The sequence below is a fragment of the Heyndrickxia coagulans DSM 1 = ATCC 7050 genome (assembly GCF_000290615.1).
Lineage (GTDB): Bacteria > Bacillota > Bacilli > Bacillales > Bacillaceae_C > Weizmannia > Weizmannia coagulans.
On the sequence record NZ_ALAS01000205.1, the window covers coordinates 22,201 to 37,921 of the forward strand.

The window sequence follows — 15,721 nt, forward strand, 5'->3', positions numbered from 1 at the left end:
AAACGGGGCCGCTATTTTACGCGCAGTATTGGTCAAAAGCGGCATGCAGATTTTCGATGATTTCTTCGACTTCATGCCCTTCGATATCGCTCCTCGGGATAAAATGGGCTACTTCTTTTCCTTGAAGAAGCGCTACGGAAGGGGAGGATGGTTCGATGCCGGTAAAATATTCACGCATTTTTGTCGTTGCTTCTTTGTCCTGACCGGCAAATACCGTGACAAGATGGTCTGGCTTCTTTTCAGCCGTCCGGATCGCTTCGACAATTGCCGGACGCGCAAGCCCGGCTGCGCAGCCGCAAACCGAATTCACGACAACCAGCGTGGTGCCTTCCGCTTTTTCCATATAGGCCTCGACTTCTTCCGGTGTGCGCAGTTCCGTAAACCCGTTTGCCGTCAATTCTTCCCTCATCGGGGTAATAAGCGCCCGCATGTATTCTTCATATGCCATTGACATGTTGATGTCCTCCTTTAATTATGGCTGGATTTGCCTTGCTTCTGTCATCTGCTTCCAGACCGAGCCTTTTGCTTCTTCACCCTTTGTAATCCGCTCAATCGCCATTCTGACCTGGAGCCTGACTTCAAATTCAGGGTCGTTTTCCGCTTCCCTTAAGGCCGGGAGAGAAGCCTCGTCGCCCGCTTCGTATAAAAACATGGCGGCGCGCCACCTGACAATTTTGCTTTTATCTTTAAGCGCTTTTGCCATTTCCCCGCATGCCTCTTTGAACCCGAGGTCGCTAAGGCAGTCGCCTGCCGTCCGCCGCACGCTTGCATTCGGATCGTGCAGGCCGCGGTATAATAGCGGCAGCACCCGCTTGTCTTTCACCATGCCCAAATAAACAACGGCAAGCCGCCTGATCGATGGTTTTTCATCTTCCAGGGCTTTCTCCAGGACAGGCAGGTCGGAAAGATCAGGGTCTTCCATTTGTTCAAGGAGCCGGTACCTTTTGCGCCAGTCATCCGTTTCCAGCATGCCGGGCGTTAATTTCAGCCTTTTTTTGGCGGCTTGAACCTGCTCCGGATGCTGCGCTTCATTGACAAGCCGGTTTAGCCTTTCTTTCGGATAAGCGGCAATGATTTCTTCTGTGACTTCCGCACCGATTTCTTGCATCTCCCCGTACCGAACGCCGAAGTCTTTCCATTTTCGCAAGAAAACATAATTGTCGCCTTCCAATTGCGCAGCGGCAAGCGCCTCGGCAAAATAAGCCGGCAGCCCGAAACGTTTTTCCTGTTCCCCGTCCGCCAGTTTAACCTGGAGCGGAATGCCTTTAAACATCTGGACAAACACCTGGACTTCCCCGAAATGCTCATTGGCACGGGGGCTGTTTCCGGTTTCTGCTTCCGCTTCCCCGAACACCTCACGCACTTTCGGCAGAATGTCCTGCCAGTCTGTTTTGCCATGCCGCTCCACCGCGAGAAAGTCCGCAACATGGTATACGCCTTTCACGCCTTCGATATCGAGGATACGGCGGATCAGCGGCGGCACGCCTTCTTCCTGCCCTTTCTTATAATTGCTGCGGGCGCCGTCCGACAGTGCTTCCGTCAATACGACTTTCATCGTATTCGGGCTCGGCGTTGGTTCAATCGCTTTAATTTTCATCTCCACACCGCCTTTCCCATCAAGTCTACTTGCATTTTAACATAATCACAGTGGATACACGAATGAGTTGATTCTTTTCATAAATATCAAGCGTACCTTGAAAATCAGAAACATCTTTCGTGCGTTCGCCGGCGCAACATTTTTTCCTTTCAAAAAACTTCCGGCTGCCGCCCATTCCTTCCCGTAGCCCGGAAAGCGGCGAGACATGCTACACTTCCGGGCAAAACAGGACTCCTTCCCCAAAAATGTTTACTTGTCTTTTCCTTCCTGCAGCTCGGAAAGATAGCTCCAACGTTCAATGAGGCCTTCCAGCCGACCGTTTTCTTCCTCGAGCGCTTTTGAAATGTCCAGGGCCCTGACAAAATCGGAGCCGGCTTGTTCCAATTGTTCGTTCAGTGCGGCAATGGCTTGCTCGCACGCTTCAATCTTTTCGTCTATTTCTTCCCATTCCCGCTGCTCGTGGTAAGACAATTTTTTCCGTTTCGGTTCCCGTTTAGGCTTCGGCACATCCATTTTTTCCTCCTGTGCCGGCGTTTCATGCGCGATTTCGAGGTAGTCGCTGTAACGGCCGAAAAAGCGGCTGATTTTGCCGCCGCCTTCAAAAATGAGCAGCTGCTCCGCAGTTTTATCAAGAAAATAGCGGTCGTGTGAAACCGAGATGACGACGCCCGGAAACTCACCAATATAATCTTCAAGCACGGTAAGCGTCTCCGTATCGAGATCATTCGTCGGTTCGTCCAAAAGCAGGACATTCGGCCGCGACATTAGGAGCCTGAGCAAATACAGCCTGCGCTTTTCGCCGCCCGACAGTTTCCTGACCGGGGTGCCGTGCGTGTGCATGCCAAAAAGAAATCTTTCCAGCATTTGCGCGGCGGAAATCGTTTCCCCGTCTTTTGTTGTCACCGTCTCCCCCGCTTCCCGTATATATTCGATCATCCGCTTATTTTCATCCATGCCTGGTGTTTCCTGGCGGTAATACGCGATCTTGACGGTCTGCCCGGTGAGGCGTTCCCCGGAATCAAGCGGAATCCTGCCTGCGAGAATGTTCATCAAAGTGGATTTTCCGCTTCCGTTTTTCCCGACGATGCCGATCCGGTCACCCGGCTTTACGAGCAAATTGAAATCCTTTAAAATCGTCTCCGATCCGAACGCCTTATTCGCATGCTGCAGTTCAAAAACCTGTTTGCCAAGGCGGCTTCCGGACAAAGCGATATCGGCTTCCTGCTGCCGGGGGCTTTTACTGAGGCTGGATTCCAGTTCTTCAAAACGGCCGATCCTTGCTTTTTGTTTTGTCGAACGCGCCTTTGCCCCGCGCTTCATCCAGGCAAGTTCCCGCCTGTACAAATTTTTCCGTTTTTCCTCCTGCTGCAGTTGCGCTTCTTCCCGCCGTGCTTTTGCTTCAATAAAATCCTGGTAATTCCCTATGTAACTGTACAGTTTTCCGCCGCTCAGCTCGAAAATCCGGTTTGCCGCCCGGTCGAGAAAATAGCGGTCATGCGTCACGAACAGGACAGAACGGGGATATTTTGCAATAAACTCTTCCAGCCACTTGACAGCCGGATAATCGAGATGGTTGGTCGGTTCATCCAAAATCAACAAATCGGGTGTTTCCATTAATACCCGGGCAAGGGCGACCCGTTTTTTCTGCCCGCCTGACAATCCCGAAATTTTTCTGTTCAAATCGCGGATGCCGAGTTTGGAAAGGACCGTCTGCGCATTGGCGCCGGCTTCCCATGCACCGGCGGCATCCATTTCTTTTTGCAGCCGGAACAATCGATCCTGTTTGCCTGCATTTCCCGGATCCTTCCCGACTTCAAGCAGCGCCTCTTCATAGGAACGCAAAAGCGCCATAACCGGGGACCCGCTATTATACACCTGTTCAAGAACCGTAAAGGCCGGATCCAGTTCAGGCTCCTGCGGCAAATAACCAATGGTATAATCGTTCGGCGCGCTCAGTTCCCCGCTATCCGCTTCGTCCTGTCCCGCGATGATTTTGAGCAGGCTCGATTTTCCGGTGCCGTTGACGCCGACAAGGCCGATCCGTTCCTGTTCGCCGATATGGAAAGAAAGATTGTCAAACAGCACTTTTTCCCCGTAAGATTTTGTCAACCCTTGGGCTTGAAATATTTTCATAATTCAACATCCATTCTTTGAAAAATTGCCGTCAAAACTGAAGAAGCGGCGTTCTCCTGCAAAGATAATCCCGCATAAGTGTTCCCTTCTTTGCCATTTTATCATGTTTTTGGACAAGGAAAGCCAAAAGCTGCACGGCGGGGCGTGCAGCTTTTGTTAGAACCTCATCCGGCGCAAAGTCTTCACGGCATCTGCGGGCATCTCAAACAAATCATCCATTAAATCTTCCGTTATCAGCCGGGCAAAATCGATGGCAACTTCTTCGGTTACACCCGAGCGTGATGAATGAACAGTCCTTTCCTCGATGCGGCGCCGGTTGCCGTTTCCCCATGCGGAAAGGATCATCTGTTTATAATCAGCGGACCGGCCACTGTTTTTCCAGGAAAAAGTTACGGCGGCACTGGCACCCGCTTTGGCGCCGGGCGCGGGATCCAGTATTTCCGCCGCCAGCTGCCCGAGCGAAGCCGAAAGACAGATCATCACGCTTGCTTCCTGCCATTCCGGAAGCTGAAGCGTAATGCGGTATTCCCGGGACATTTCCGCCAGGTCGACCAGGTCTTTTCTTCCGGTGATGGATGCTTCCCCTCTTAAATCAAGATCATAGGCAGCGCCTTCGAATACAGTCTTCATATTTTCAAAAGCAGTCGGGTCAAACATCGCCTGTCCCCCGTTTAAAAGAGCCCGGATGCGCGGCCTTCCGCATCAACATCCATCCGGTAAGCGGCCGGTTCTTTCGGAAGGCCCGGCATGGTCAGAACGTCTCCTGTCAGGGCAACAATAAACCCGGCGCCAAGCTTCGGAACGAGTTCGCGGACATGGATCGCAAAATCATGCGGGCGGCCCGTTTTGTGCGGGTCATCGGATAAGGAATACTGCGTTTTTGCAATGCAAACAGGGAGATGCCCCCATCCGAGCTGTTCAAATTCGCGGATTTGTTTTTGCGCTTTCGCGGAAAATTCGGCGCCGCGGCCGCCATACACCTGGCGCACAATCGCCTCTATCTTTTCTTCAATGGTTGATTCAAGCGGGTAAACCGGCCTGAATGTATGCGGCTGTTTGGCGGCTTCCAGCAGTTTGGCCGCAAGATCCATGCCGCCTGCGCCCCCTTTTTCCCACACTTCCGTAAGCGACACGGGAATGCCGCGTTCACTGCACCAATGTTCTAAGACAGCGATTTCCGCATTGCTGTCCGATATAAACCGGTTGATGGCAACCACAAACGGCAAACCGAATGAAGCGATCGTTTCAACATGTTTTTGCAGGTTTAAAAGCCCGGCTTCAAGAGCCGCAATATTTTCTGCCGCCAAATCTTCCTTGCGCACCCCGCCGTGCATTTTCAAGGCTCGGATGGTGGCGACAATCACGACGCCGTCCGGTTTCAGGCCGGCCGCCCGCGCTTTAATGTCGAGAAATTTTTCAGCGCCGAGGTCGGCACCAAAGCCGGCTTCCGTGACGACATAATCGGCCAGTTTCAAAGCGGTTTTGGTCGCCATAACACTGTTGCAGCCGTGCGCAATATTGGCAAACGGGCCGCCGTGGACAAGGGCCGGCGTATGTTCGATCGTCTGGACAAGATTCGGTTTCAAGGCATCTTTCAGCAATAAAGCAATCGCGCCTTCGATCCCGAGGTCACCGACGGTTACGGGTTTCTTTTCGTAATTGTAGGCTACAACGATGTTCGCAATCCGCCTTTTTAAATCTTCGAGATCTTCCGCCAGGCATAAAACGGCCATCAGTTCAGAAGCCACGGTAATGTCAAATCCGTCTTCACGGGGCACGCCCTGGCCGGGACCGCCGAGGCCGACGACGACATGGCGCAGCGCCCGGTCATTTAAATCGACCGCCCGCTTCCAGACAATGCGGCGTGGGTCAATCTGCAATGGATTTCCCTGGTGGATATGGTTGTCCAGCAAAGCAGAAATGGCATTATTGGCAGCGGTAATCGCATGAAAATCGCCTGTGAAATGAAGATTGATCTCTTCCATCGGCAAGACTTGTGCATAACCGCCGCCCGTTGCGCCCCCTTTCAGCCCCATGACCGGCCCGAGCGATGGCTCCCTTAAGGCAATCATGGTTTTATGGCCCAGCTGTTTTAATGCATCGCCGAGCCCGATGGTGACGGTTGACTTGCCTTCCCCCGCCGGCGTCGGATTGATGGAAGTGACAAGAAATAATTTTCCGTCTTTTTTGGTTTGGAGCTGCTTGATTTTTTCATATGTAATTTTCGCCTTGTATTTCCCGTAATATTCCAGGTCTTCTTCTGCAAGCTGCACGGTTTCCGCAATTTCCTTGACCGGTTTCAGCGAAGCATGCTGCGCGATATCAATATCAGTCTTTCCAATCGAATGGCTTGGCAATGTCAAATCCTCCGCTTCATCAAAAATCTGCTTCCATCTTCTATTCTACATACCCCTGCAGCCCAATGCACCTGAAAAAAGCATTTTTCGCCCGCACCGGGAAATCGTTTGGCTTTATCCCTGATTTTCTACATGAAGGCTGCCATGCGGATTTTGTCTTCCGGCTGGCGGGGAAAAGCCCTGCTTGCATCATGCAGGGAGGACACTAAAATCCTGATGCGTGCCGGCAGACAGGCTTCCAGGCACCTATGCCCCATCATCCGGCAACAGCCGACGCATAAAAGGAATCAGCCCCATTTCATGGGCAGGCAGGCCGGAAAATTCAATCCTCGTTTTGTGCCTGCAGCCGGTTCAGGTCGTCCACCCGGCCCGGATCTTCCTCAAAGTACTGGACAAGGTCTCCGATCCGGTCAATGGAATTCCAGCTCAGGTGATGTTCAATCCCTTCTACATCTCTATAAATATTTTCTTCGTCGACCCCGATGATCCTTAAAAACTGTTCAAGCAAATGATGGCGGTCGACAAGCCGTTTTCCAATTTTCTTGCCTTTTGGGGTGAGGACCAGTCCGCGGTATTTTTCATAAACAAGATAATCATCCTTATCCAGCTTCTGTACCATTTTCGTAACGGATGAAGGATGAACGGAAAGCGCTTCGGCAATATCCGAAACACGCGCATATCCTTTGCTTTCAATCAGAATAAAAATCTGTTCAATGTAGTCTTCCATACTAGGTGTCGGCATCCACGGGCCCCCATTCTTACAACAAATATTGAGTCTGCCGGTACAATACCATCAGTTTACTATAATCACGGATGATGTACAAGAATTCATAATAAATGTGCGCCGATTTTAAACCGCTTGCAAATTTAAGAATTCACAACAATTTTCCATCATTTTTGCTTCCTTTGTCTTGACTATCCATACCGGTTGGAGTATATTAATTATAACATTAAACAAGTGATTTCCCAGACCTTGATGGCGGTTTTTCATCTGTTTAATGCAACATTTTTTGGCACGAACGTGCTTTTGATTTAGGAGGATTAAGAAATGCAAAACGGTAAAGTAAAATGGTTCAATAACGAAAAAGGCTACGGATTCATTGAAGTTGAGGGCGGAGACGATGTTTTCGTTCATTTCACCGCTATTCAAGGTGAAGGGTTCAAAACTTTGGAAGAAGGCCAGGCTGTTTCTTTCGACATCGTTGAAGGCAACCGCGGACCTCAGGCAGCGAATGTAACAAAACTTTCATAAATCATAGAATGCAACCAGGCTGGCTTTTATGCCAGCCTTTTATTTTTGTGCAAACCGCCACAATACCGGGTTCCCCATTTTCCCTCGTTTTTGCATCACTAGGCATGCTGTTTGCAGCCCGATGGCAATCATCAGCCGCCTGTTTCCCGGGACGGCATTGTTGCGGTTTAATACCGGCAAGACGAACAGCTTTCGGGTGCCGCCTGTTTCCTGGGACGGCATTGTTGCGGTTGTGAAAACCGTCATGATAACCGGTCGCCGTATTTTTTCAGCTGTTCGCCTACCGTGCATTGCCGGATGCAAAACTGGTGGGCATATTTTTTCCCGCGTGTTTTCCGGAAATGCGATTTTAAAAAACAGCCTTCACAATACGTCTTTAATATTTTATCCACTTCCCGGATGAGTTGTTTTCTTTCCATTTTTATCCCTTCTTTCTCTCCGCTAGCTTTCCCATCCGCATTGCGCGTGCATTTATTCCATTGGATACGCCGGGTTTGCCCGGGGATCATCCCTTTATCAAAATTTCCCCCGAATTGGGGCATGCTATAACAAGGGGTGATCAGGATGGCTAAAAAAGACAATACAAACCGCGGCAAAGCGGCAAATTCCGTTACGACGCAAGGAATTGCACAGGATGCGGCATTCGCGCCGGATCCAAAGACAACCCTTGAAAACCGCGCGAAAAAATCCAATACAAAAATCTGACAATCGCAAAACGGAGAAGAAAAACAGCATTCTTATCCTGAATGCTGTTTTTCCACTTTCCGTGCCGTTTAAACCGGGCAAAGCGGTTAAGAAATGAAGCTTGCGTTTATCCGGGCTGTAACCAAATGGCGTTTTACCATTTTTAATTCCAGTTCTTCCATCAGTTCCATAAACGTTTCCGGAATCTGGCCAAACCGCGCTTTTTCCAAAGAAAAAGCCACCGGCACATCACAACGGATTTCGGCAAGTTTTCTGCTCAGATGTAGCATCTCCAGCCCCGCTTCGATTTTTTTCTGCTGCGACGGCGTGAGCTCCCCGAGATGCTCCAAAATGCCGCTGAGGTTTCCATACCGGCTGACGAGCTTAAACGCTGTTTTTTCACCGATCCCCTTCACGCCCGGATACCCGTCGCTTGCATCGCCCATCAGCGCTTTTACATCGATGAACTGCCGCGGCGTCACCCCGTATTCGTCCATAAATGCCGCTTTTGTATAGGTTTTATAATTTCCGAACCCTTTCTGGAGGAGATGGACTTCCACATGGTCATCCAAAAGCTGCAAAATGTCGCGGTCGCCGGTCAAAATGGAAATATCCGCCTCGTCTTTGAACCGGCAGCTAAGGGTGCCGAGACAGTCGTCCGCTTCATACCCGGCCACTCCGACATTTGGAATTTCAAAAGCTTCCACTGTTTCTTTCGCCAGACCAAATTGCGGAATCATCTCAACCGGCGGGACGTCCCGGTTTGCTTTATATTCACCGTACAAGTCGTTGCGGAACGTTTTGCTCCCCATATCCCAGCAAACGGCCACATGCGTCGGTTTTTTGTTCTCAGCCGCCAAAAGCAAATGGCGCAAAAAGCCCTGCACGCCGTTTGTCGGCATTCCTTTGGAATTCACCATAAACTGCCCCGTCACGGCGGTGGCATAAAACGCCCGGAAAAGAAGCGCCATCCCGTCAATTAAAAGCAAATGCGGCCTCTTATTCATGCGATCACCTCATCAAATATCATCCTGTTATTATAACACAACCGGCAAACCGGCCGCATTAGAAAAAGGCGTCCCTGCACGGGCGGAACATGGTGCCCGGTTAACATCCAGCCGGCCGTGGATCAAAGTAGGGAAAAATTCAATTGGGATCGACAAGGTTTTCTTCAATCAGCCGGTCGAGCGCGAGCAGGACGGCCATTTTGACATGCGCATACGTAAGGCCGCCCTGAACATAGGCGGTGTAAGGCGGGCGGAGCGGGCCGTCGGCGGAAAGCTCGATGCTTGCCCCCTGGATAAATGTGCCGGCTGCCATGATGACATCGTCCGCATAACCGGGCATATCACTCGGATATGGCGTCACATAAGAATTCACCGGTGAAGCAAACTGGATCGCCTGGCAAAAAGCGACCATGCTGTCCGGGTCGCCAAATTCAACGGACTGGATAAGGTCCGTCCTGGGCGCATCCCATTTCGGATAAGTATGCATCCCGGATTTTTCCAGGATTGCCGATGTAAACACCGCACCTTTTAATGCCTCTGCCACAACATGCGGCGCCAGAAAGAAGCCCTGGTACATCTCAAGAAGGCTGTAAAGCGATGCTCCTGCTTCCGCGCCGATTCCGGGGGATGTCATCCTGTAAGCGCAGCTTTCCACCCATTTTTTCTTCCCGCAAATGTAGCCGCCTGTTTTAGCAAGCCCGCCACCCGGATTTTTGATAAGCGAACCGGCCATTAAATCCGCGCCAACATGGCACGGCTCCTTCTCCTCTACAAATTCGCCGTAGCAGTTGTCGACAAACACAACTGTATCCGGCTTGATTTCTTTTACAAAGCGGATCATTTCCCCGATCTCATCCACTGTAAACGAAGGCCTTGACGCATACCCTTTTGAGCGCTGGATCGCAACCATTTTTGTATGGGGATGGATCGCTTTTCTCACCGCTTCAAAATCGACTGTGCCATCTTCCTTTAAGTTTACATAATTGTACGTTATGTTAAACTCCTGCAGCGAACCGTTGCCGCTGCCGTGCGCCCCTGTAATTTCATCAAGCGTATCGTACGGCTTCCCGGTTATGTATAACAATTCATCCCCCGGGCGGAGGACGCCGAAAAGCGCAATCGTAATCGCATGTGTCCCGGAAATGATTTGCGGGCGGACAAGCCCAGCTTCCGCGCCGAAAACATCGGCATATATGCGCTCAAGCGTTTCCCTGCCTGTGTCATCATAGCCGTATCCGGTCGACGGATAAAAATGCGACTCGCTCACTTTATGCTTTTGAAAGCTTTGCAATACGCGGAACTGGTTCGTTTCCGCCCGTTTTTCTATTGCACTGTGGACCGGGCGGATTTGGCGCTCGGCCTCCTCTGCCATTTGCCTGAGTTTGGCACCGTGAGTCAAATACTGGTACATCTTCTACACCTTTCCGTTCAAAATGTCGGGTGCATGCAACAAGGGAACCCGCTGTATGCACCCGCGCACAAGGTTTTTATTCAGCATATGGTTGTAACGCCCCCAAAACTGGATGGCCCGGAAGCGCATATCCCTTGCACTGGTATGCCTCATTTTCTTCCTTGAAAATCAGTTCTCTTAAAATGGTATCACTTTTTAAAACCGAAAGCAGCTTTCCTTCCGTTTGCGGGACAAGCGCGCTGTACGGCACCATTTCGGCCAGCACCTGTTTTTCAATTTCCAACAGCAGCCGGTGGATATCTTTTTCGTCTTTCGCGCTGATCATGATGCTGTTTTGTGCATTGGGCATGAAATGGCTGTCTTTTATATCCATTTTATTGTAAATGGCAAGCTGCGGCAGATGGTTCATTTCCAGTTCGGAAAGCAGGCGCTGCACCGTTTTTTGATGGTTGTCATAATCCGGGTTGGAACTGTCAATGACATGCAAAAGCAAATCGGCTTCCCGCACTTCTTCCAAGGTCGAGCGGAACGCCGCAATCAGCGTCGTCGGCAAGTCCTGGATAAATCCGACCGTATCCGTCAGCAAAGCCGTGTAACCGCTTGGCAGCACAACTTTTCTTGTCATCGGATCAAGCGTGGCAAACAGCTGGTTTTCTTCATAAGAATCTGCGGCAGACAGGCGGTTAAACAATGTCGATTTTCCGGCGTTGGTATAGCCGACAAGCGCAATTTGAAACACATGGTTCTTTTTCCGCCTTTCGCGGTAACGCTCCCGGTGGCGGACAACCGTTTCAAGCTGCGCCTTAATTTCAGAAATGCGGCGGCGGATATGGCGGCGGTCCGTTTCAAGCTGGGTTTCCCCCGGCCCCCTCGTACCGATTCCGCCACCGAGCCGTGACAGCTCCGTACCGCGCCCGCCAAGACGCGGCAGCAAATACTCAAGCTGCGCCAGTTCCACCTGGAGCTTCCCTTCTTTTGAGCGGGCACGCGTCGCAAAAATATCAAGGATAAGCTGTGTCCTGTCCAGCACGCGGCAATCCACTGCAGCCTGGAGATTGCGGAGCTGGCTCGGCGAAAGTTCCGCGTTAAAAACGATCAGATCGGCTTGCAATTCTGAAACAAGCGCCTTTAGTTCCGCCACCTTGCCTTTTCCGATATACGTGGCGGCATCTGCCCTGTCCCGTTTTTGTACGACTTCAAGCACCACTTCCCCCTGCGCCGTTTCGACAAGCCGCCTCAGCTCTTCCATTGAATAAGCAAAACGGCTGTGGCTGCCGCCGCTCAATTCGCATCCGGCAAGAATCGCTCTTTCTTTATTATTTTCCATTTCATCACCTGTTCCGTCCAGTATACCTGTTATCTTACCAAAAAACGCACAAAGATAACATGTCCGGGCGCCTTTTTTGGAAAACAGGGCATGGCTTCGTGCGATATGGCTTTTTTTCCGCCCGCATTAAAAAAGGCCGGGCACTGTTATGCCCGGGCCCGCATGACTTGAAAATGTATCCCCAAGCTGCTTATTTTCCGGGCGAAACAGCTAGCCGGCAAAACCGTCTTAAGCTTTCGGACGGAAAATAAGCGCCTGCGGAAAACCGCAGAGGGCGCAGGGGCGTCAGTCCGGAAAAACAAGGTCACTGCTACGCAGCGTGACCAGCTCATGGCGGTCATAGCAAGCCTGCATCAACAGCCGCATCGCCTGGGCGCGCACTGATTTTTCAATTACATTCCGCACATACCGGCCGTTTGAAAAACTGGCAGGGTTGCTCGTTGTTTTGACAAAAGCCAGATGGTCGCGGAGCTTCCGTTCTGCATCCAAACTGAGCGTATACTCTTTTTCAGTCAGCATCCTTTTCCCGATATCCATGAGCTCCTCTACCGAGTAATCGGGAAAGTTGAACACAATCGGGAACCGGGAATGCAGCCCCGGATTCAGGCTCAGGAAATAATCCATTTCGTTTGAATAGCCGGCCAAAATTAAAATAAATTCGTGCTGTTTGTCTTCCATATGCTTTACAAGCGTATCGATTGCTTCTTTCCCGAAATCTTTCTCGCCGCCGCGGCCGAGAGAGTACGCTTCATCAATAAATAAAATGCCGCCGATCGCTTTTTTAATCAAATCCCTTGTCTTTTGCGCCGTATGGCCGATGTATTCGCCGACAAGATCGGCCCTTTCCGCTTCAATCAAGTGGCCTTTTGACAATACATTCATTTTATGGAACAATTTCCCGATCAATCGGGCGACAGTTGTTTTGCCTGTGCCGGGATTGCCTTTAAACATCATATGGAGAGCCTGCTTTCCCGTTTTTAACCCGGCGGCTTCCCTTTTCTTGTTAATATAGATCCAGGCATAAACTTCTTTTACCATTTTTTTGATTTCTTCCATTCCGACAAGCGTGCCAAGTTCATCTTCAATTTCTTTTAAAATTTCATGTTCCGCTGATAAATCTTTTTTGCTGGTTTCTATTTTCGGCTGGGGAATAACGGCCTCCCTTTGGCCCGCATGGAGGACAATATTGATCTGGCCGTTATTTTTCATACGAATCGGTTGATCCATCACCGCCACCTCGCATTCTACAGACAATATACGCGGATTGGGCCGGGAGTGTGACAAATGCCCACGTACAAAAACTTGTTGTTCGGCATAAGAAAACCGGTTGTTTTTCAAATCCGCACCGGCCAAAAATCAGCATCATCCAAAATGGCGGGGGAATTTGTCGGTTTTTGCGCTTTCCCGAGAAATAATTATCTGTATCAGTTTATGTTTCGGGGTCGGATAACAGTACACCATATTTAAAATGCCCGGCAAGTTGCCGGGCATTTTGTTTTAATTTTCCTCAAAATTGATTTGAACATTTTTTTGCGGCTGGAACGTTGAAATCGCATGTTTGAAAACGAGTTGCTGTTTGCCGTCTGTTTCAATCAGCACGGTGAAGTTATCAAAGCCTTTTACCTGGCCGCGAAGCTGGAAGCCGTTCATCAAAAAGACTGTGACAACCGTACCGTCTTTCCGCAATTGGTTTAAATACTGGTCCTGAATATTGATGGCTTTGTTCATTACAAATCCTCCTCTTTCTCTCTATTTTAACCTGCTCATGACTAAAGCCGCGAGATTCCTGCAAACGCCGGTGGATCTCCGGTGATTTTTGGCAGGCAGCCCCCGCAGTTTCTGCGGTTCGGTGCCCGGAGCATCTCATGACTGAAGTCACGCGTGTTCCCGGCTATACTCTATATTATAAACTATTCGATTTTAATTGTAGCTTTCCTGCTATGAAAGCGGAAATTTCTTCAAATTTTTTTTCCTTTTCTTCCTCTTTTGTCATGTCAAACCACTCTATTTCCAACTTATTGCGGAACCAGGTGAGCTGCCTTTTGGCAAAACGCCTTGTATTTTGTTTTAAGCGGGAAACAGCCTCATCAAGGGTCGTGCGCCCGTCAAAGTAATCGTACAGTTCTTTGTAGCCGATCGCCTGGATGGACTGGACACCACGCAAATGTTTGTCATACAACTTTCTCGCTTCCTCGATTAAACCGCGTTCCATCATTTGATCGACCCGTTCGTTAATGCATTGATACAGCTTCTCCCTCTCCATCACAAGCCCCACCAGCGCCGCACAATAAAGCGGTTCATGCTGTTGCTGTTTCTGGTAGTCTTGCATCGTCCTGCCGGAAAAATGGCATACTTCCAGCGCCCGGATCACCCTTCTCACATTATGCGGATGAATCTTTGCGGCACTTTCCGGATCGGTTTTTTCCAGTAATTTGTAAAGCAGGCCGGGCCCTTCCCGCTTTGCGATCTTTTCAAGTTCCGCGCGGTATGCCGGGTCTCCGGCAATGTCCGAAAAACGGTAATCGTATAAGACAGATTGTATGTAAAGCCCCGTGCCGCCTACGATCATGGGCAACTTGCCGCGGGAAGCAATATCGCTTATTTTTTCCCGTACCAGTTGCTGGAATTCAGCAACCGAAAAAGACTCATCCGGATTTTTAATATCGATCAGGTGATGGGGAACCCCTTCCATTTCATCCTGCGTAATTTTTGCTGTGCCGATATCCATGCCTCTGTATACTTGCATCGAATCGCCGCTGATAATTTCAGCATCGAATCTTTTCGCGAGGCGGATGCTAAGCGCCGTTTTTCCTGATGCTGTCGGGCCGATCAGTACGATCAGTTTTTGTTTTGCCATTCGTACCCTACCTTTTATGCTGGAGATTGCAGCATTCTTTAAATCCCCGGATTTTTCTGTCTCTATCGTACCATAAAACAGCAAACAGAACATCTATACAGTTTCCCTTTTTTCGGGATTTTATTCATCATTGAAAATTCGCTTACAAAAAAATATTTAAAAAATGCATATAGGTCTAAAGTCCTGCTTCACATCCAATCCATTTATACTATATAATAAGGATAATGATTATGATCCATGTAAGGCAGGTTTTTGGTATGGTCAAAAATGACGAGCGTTTCTTTTTTATTATTGAATTAGGGCGGCTTTTGGATGAATACCACAAATGCCCGTATAAGGCTGTGAAAAAAAGCATATATGAAGATATCGTATTGCTCAGGCATGCCATTGGCCCTGATTCAAATGATATGCCTGCCGGCTCCGCTAAAAGGCCATCTTAAGCACAACCGCCTCCGAAACACGCTTATGTTGCCTTTTCTTCAAAACTGTTTTTCTAATCTTCTTATATTTCTCCGAAAGGGATGTTTGCATGGAAAAAATGAATCAGTATCCCACACTTGCCTCTGCCCATCTGCCCCGTATTATTTTGATCCTCCGCGAACAATTGATGCAGTGTGCCAAACAAAATGGCATGAACCACCCGGAAACGATCCGCCAAAGCCAATTATTGGACAAACTGATTTATGAATACCAGCTGGGCATGCTCGCACAAAGCAAGGGCGGCTCATTCCGTGATTAATTCCTTCCATCCGCCATTTCCTTTAAAACAAATGCCGGCCGCTGCCTTTTTTGCTTGCCGTAGTCATGATGGCCCGTCAGGCGTTGCATCCTGGAAGAAGTGTACTCTGGCACGGCGTTTGCAATGAACGAGGAAACAAAAGGACTTCTACGGCCCGTGATATGACTGAAAGCAATCTTCGTCTTGCAAAACAAATGAGATGCCCATGCCGCACTGAATGCGGCACCACCGGAAGATGAGAATCTTGCGGCGCATATTTTCAGGACAGAGATGAATTCCTATGGATTGGATTAAAAATGCAATATATAATGGATGGTGATAGAAATTTACCCCGAAGAAGAAGATCATCAAAACAAT

At 49.6% G+C, this 15,721-nt stretch carries 17 protein-coding genes; 3 read left to right on the forward strand and 14 right to left on the reverse strand.

Annotation, left to right across the window (positions count from 1 at the left end):
- Positions 1-16: 16 nt before the first annotated feature.
- From IC21_RS10355 to mntR, 6 genes are all read right to left on the reverse strand, one after another.
- A complete protein-coding gene (locus IC21_RS10355) occupies positions 17-454 on the reverse strand; it encodes a BrxA/BrxB family bacilliredoxin (RefSeq protein ID WP_013859198.1) in 438 nt (145 codons plus the stop codon).
- Positions 455-472: 18 nt separating this feature from the next.
- Positions 473-1,597, reverse strand: coding sequence for a conserved virulence factor C family protein (locus IC21_RS10360; RefSeq protein ID WP_029142279.1), 1,125 nt, complete (start codon positions 1,595-1,597; stop codon positions 473-475).
- Between the two features lie 249 nt (positions 1,598-1,846).
- Entirely contained in the window at positions 1,847-3,730 is a 1,884-nt protein-coding gene (locus IC21_RS10365) for an ABC-F family ATP-binding cassette domain-containing protein (protein WP_029142280.1), read from the reverse strand.
- A gap of 156 nt (positions 3,731-3,886) precedes the next feature.
- Positions 3,887-4,387, reverse strand: coding sequence for a hypothetical protein (locus IC21_RS10370; protein WP_013859194.1), 501 nt, complete (start codon positions 4,385-4,387; stop codon positions 3,887-3,889).
- A gap of 14 nt (positions 4,388-4,401) precedes the next feature.
- Entirely contained in the window at positions 4,402-6,087 is a 1,686-nt protein-coding gene (locus tag IC21_RS10375; RefSeq protein ID WP_029142281.1) for a formate--tetrahydrofolate ligase, read from the reverse strand.
- A gap of 322 nt (positions 6,088-6,409) precedes the next feature.
- Entirely contained in the window at positions 6,410-6,829 is a 420-nt protein-coding gene (gene mntR, locus IC21_RS10385) for a transcriptional regulator MntR (RefSeq protein ID WP_017554670.1), read from the reverse strand.
- A gap of 306 nt (positions 6,830-7,135) precedes the next feature.
- Between mntR and cspD the strand changes: the two genes are divergently transcribed.
- Complete coding sequence (gene cspD / locus IC21_RS10390; RefSeq protein ID WP_013859190.1) at positions 7,136-7,339, forward strand: cold-shock protein CspD; 204 nt, start codon at positions 7,136-7,138, stop codon at positions 7,337-7,339.
- A gap of 39 nt (positions 7,340-7,378) precedes the next feature.
- Here the strand turns inward: cspD and IC21_RS10395 are convergent, their stop codons facing one another.
- Both IC21_RS10395 and IC21_RS10400 read right to left on the reverse strand, forming a co-directional pair.
- The gene (locus IC21_RS10395) at positions 7,379-7,585 is read right to left on the reverse strand and encodes a hypothetical protein (protein ID WP_029142282.1); all 207 of its coding nucleotides are present in this window, start codon (positions 7,583-7,585) and stop codon (positions 7,379-7,381) included.
- On the reverse strand, positions 7,582-7,758 hold the full coding sequence (locus IC21_RS10400; protein ID WP_064485126.1) for a zinc-finger domain-containing protein: 177 nt from the start codon (positions 7,756-7,758) through the stop codon (positions 7,582-7,584). Before IC21_RS10400 ends, IC21_RS10395 begins: the two co-directional genes overlap by 4 nt.
- Before the next feature lie 145 nt (positions 7,759-7,903).
- Between IC21_RS10400 and sspL the strand changes: the two genes are divergently transcribed.
- Entirely contained in the window at positions 7,904-8,044 is a 141-nt protein-coding gene (sspL, locus tag IC21_RS10405; protein ID WP_029142283.1) for a small, acid-soluble spore protein L, read from the forward strand.
- Positions 8,045-8,130: 86 nt separating this feature from the next.
- On the opposite strand, the gene IC21_RS10410 is transcribed toward sspL, so the two are convergent.
- From IC21_RS10410 to miaA, 6 genes are all read right to left on the reverse strand, one after another.
- Complete coding sequence (locus IC21_RS10410; protein ID WP_019721137.1) at positions 8,131-9,030, reverse strand: 5'-3' exonuclease; 900 nt, start codon at positions 9,028-9,030, stop codon at positions 8,131-8,133.
- Between the two features lie 139 nt (positions 9,031-9,169).
- The gene (locus IC21_RS10415; protein ID WP_029142284.1) at positions 9,170-10,441 is read right to left on the reverse strand and encodes a methionine gamma-lyase family protein; all 1,272 of its coding nucleotides are present in this window, start codon (positions 10,439-10,441) and stop codon (positions 9,170-9,172) included.
- A 76-nt stretch (positions 10,442-10,517) separates the two neighbouring features.
- Entirely contained in the window at positions 10,518-11,768 is a 1,251-nt protein-coding gene (hflX, locus tag IC21_RS10420) for a GTPase HflX (RefSeq protein ID WP_035180878.1), read from the reverse strand.
- Between the two features lie 285 nt (positions 11,769-12,053).
- A complete protein-coding gene (gene spoVK / locus IC21_RS10430; RefSeq protein ID WP_017553373.1) occupies positions 12,054-12,995 on the reverse strand; it encodes a stage V sporulation protein K in 942 nt (313 codons plus the stop codon).
- 270 nt (positions 12,996-13,265) lie between these two features.
- Positions 13,266-13,496, reverse strand: a complete 231-nt coding sequence (hfq, locus tag IC21_RS10440) for an RNA chaperone Hfq (protein WP_013859183.1) — start codon at positions 13,494-13,496, stop codon at positions 13,266-13,268.
- A gap of 175 nt (positions 13,497-13,671) precedes the next feature.
- A complete protein-coding gene (miaA, locus tag IC21_RS10445; protein ID WP_026104780.1) occupies positions 13,672-14,625 on the reverse strand; it encodes a tRNA (adenosine(37)-N6)-dimethylallyltransferase MiaA in 954 nt (317 codons plus the stop codon).
- Positions 14,626-15,154: 529 nt separating this feature from the next.
- Between miaA and IC21_RS10455 the strand changes: the two genes are divergently transcribed.
- Entirely contained in the window at positions 15,155-15,364 is a 210-nt protein-coding gene (locus IC21_RS10455) for an aspartyl-phosphate phosphatase Spo0E family protein (RefSeq protein WP_013859180.1), read from the forward strand.
- Positions 15,365-15,721 lie beyond the last annotated feature (357 nt).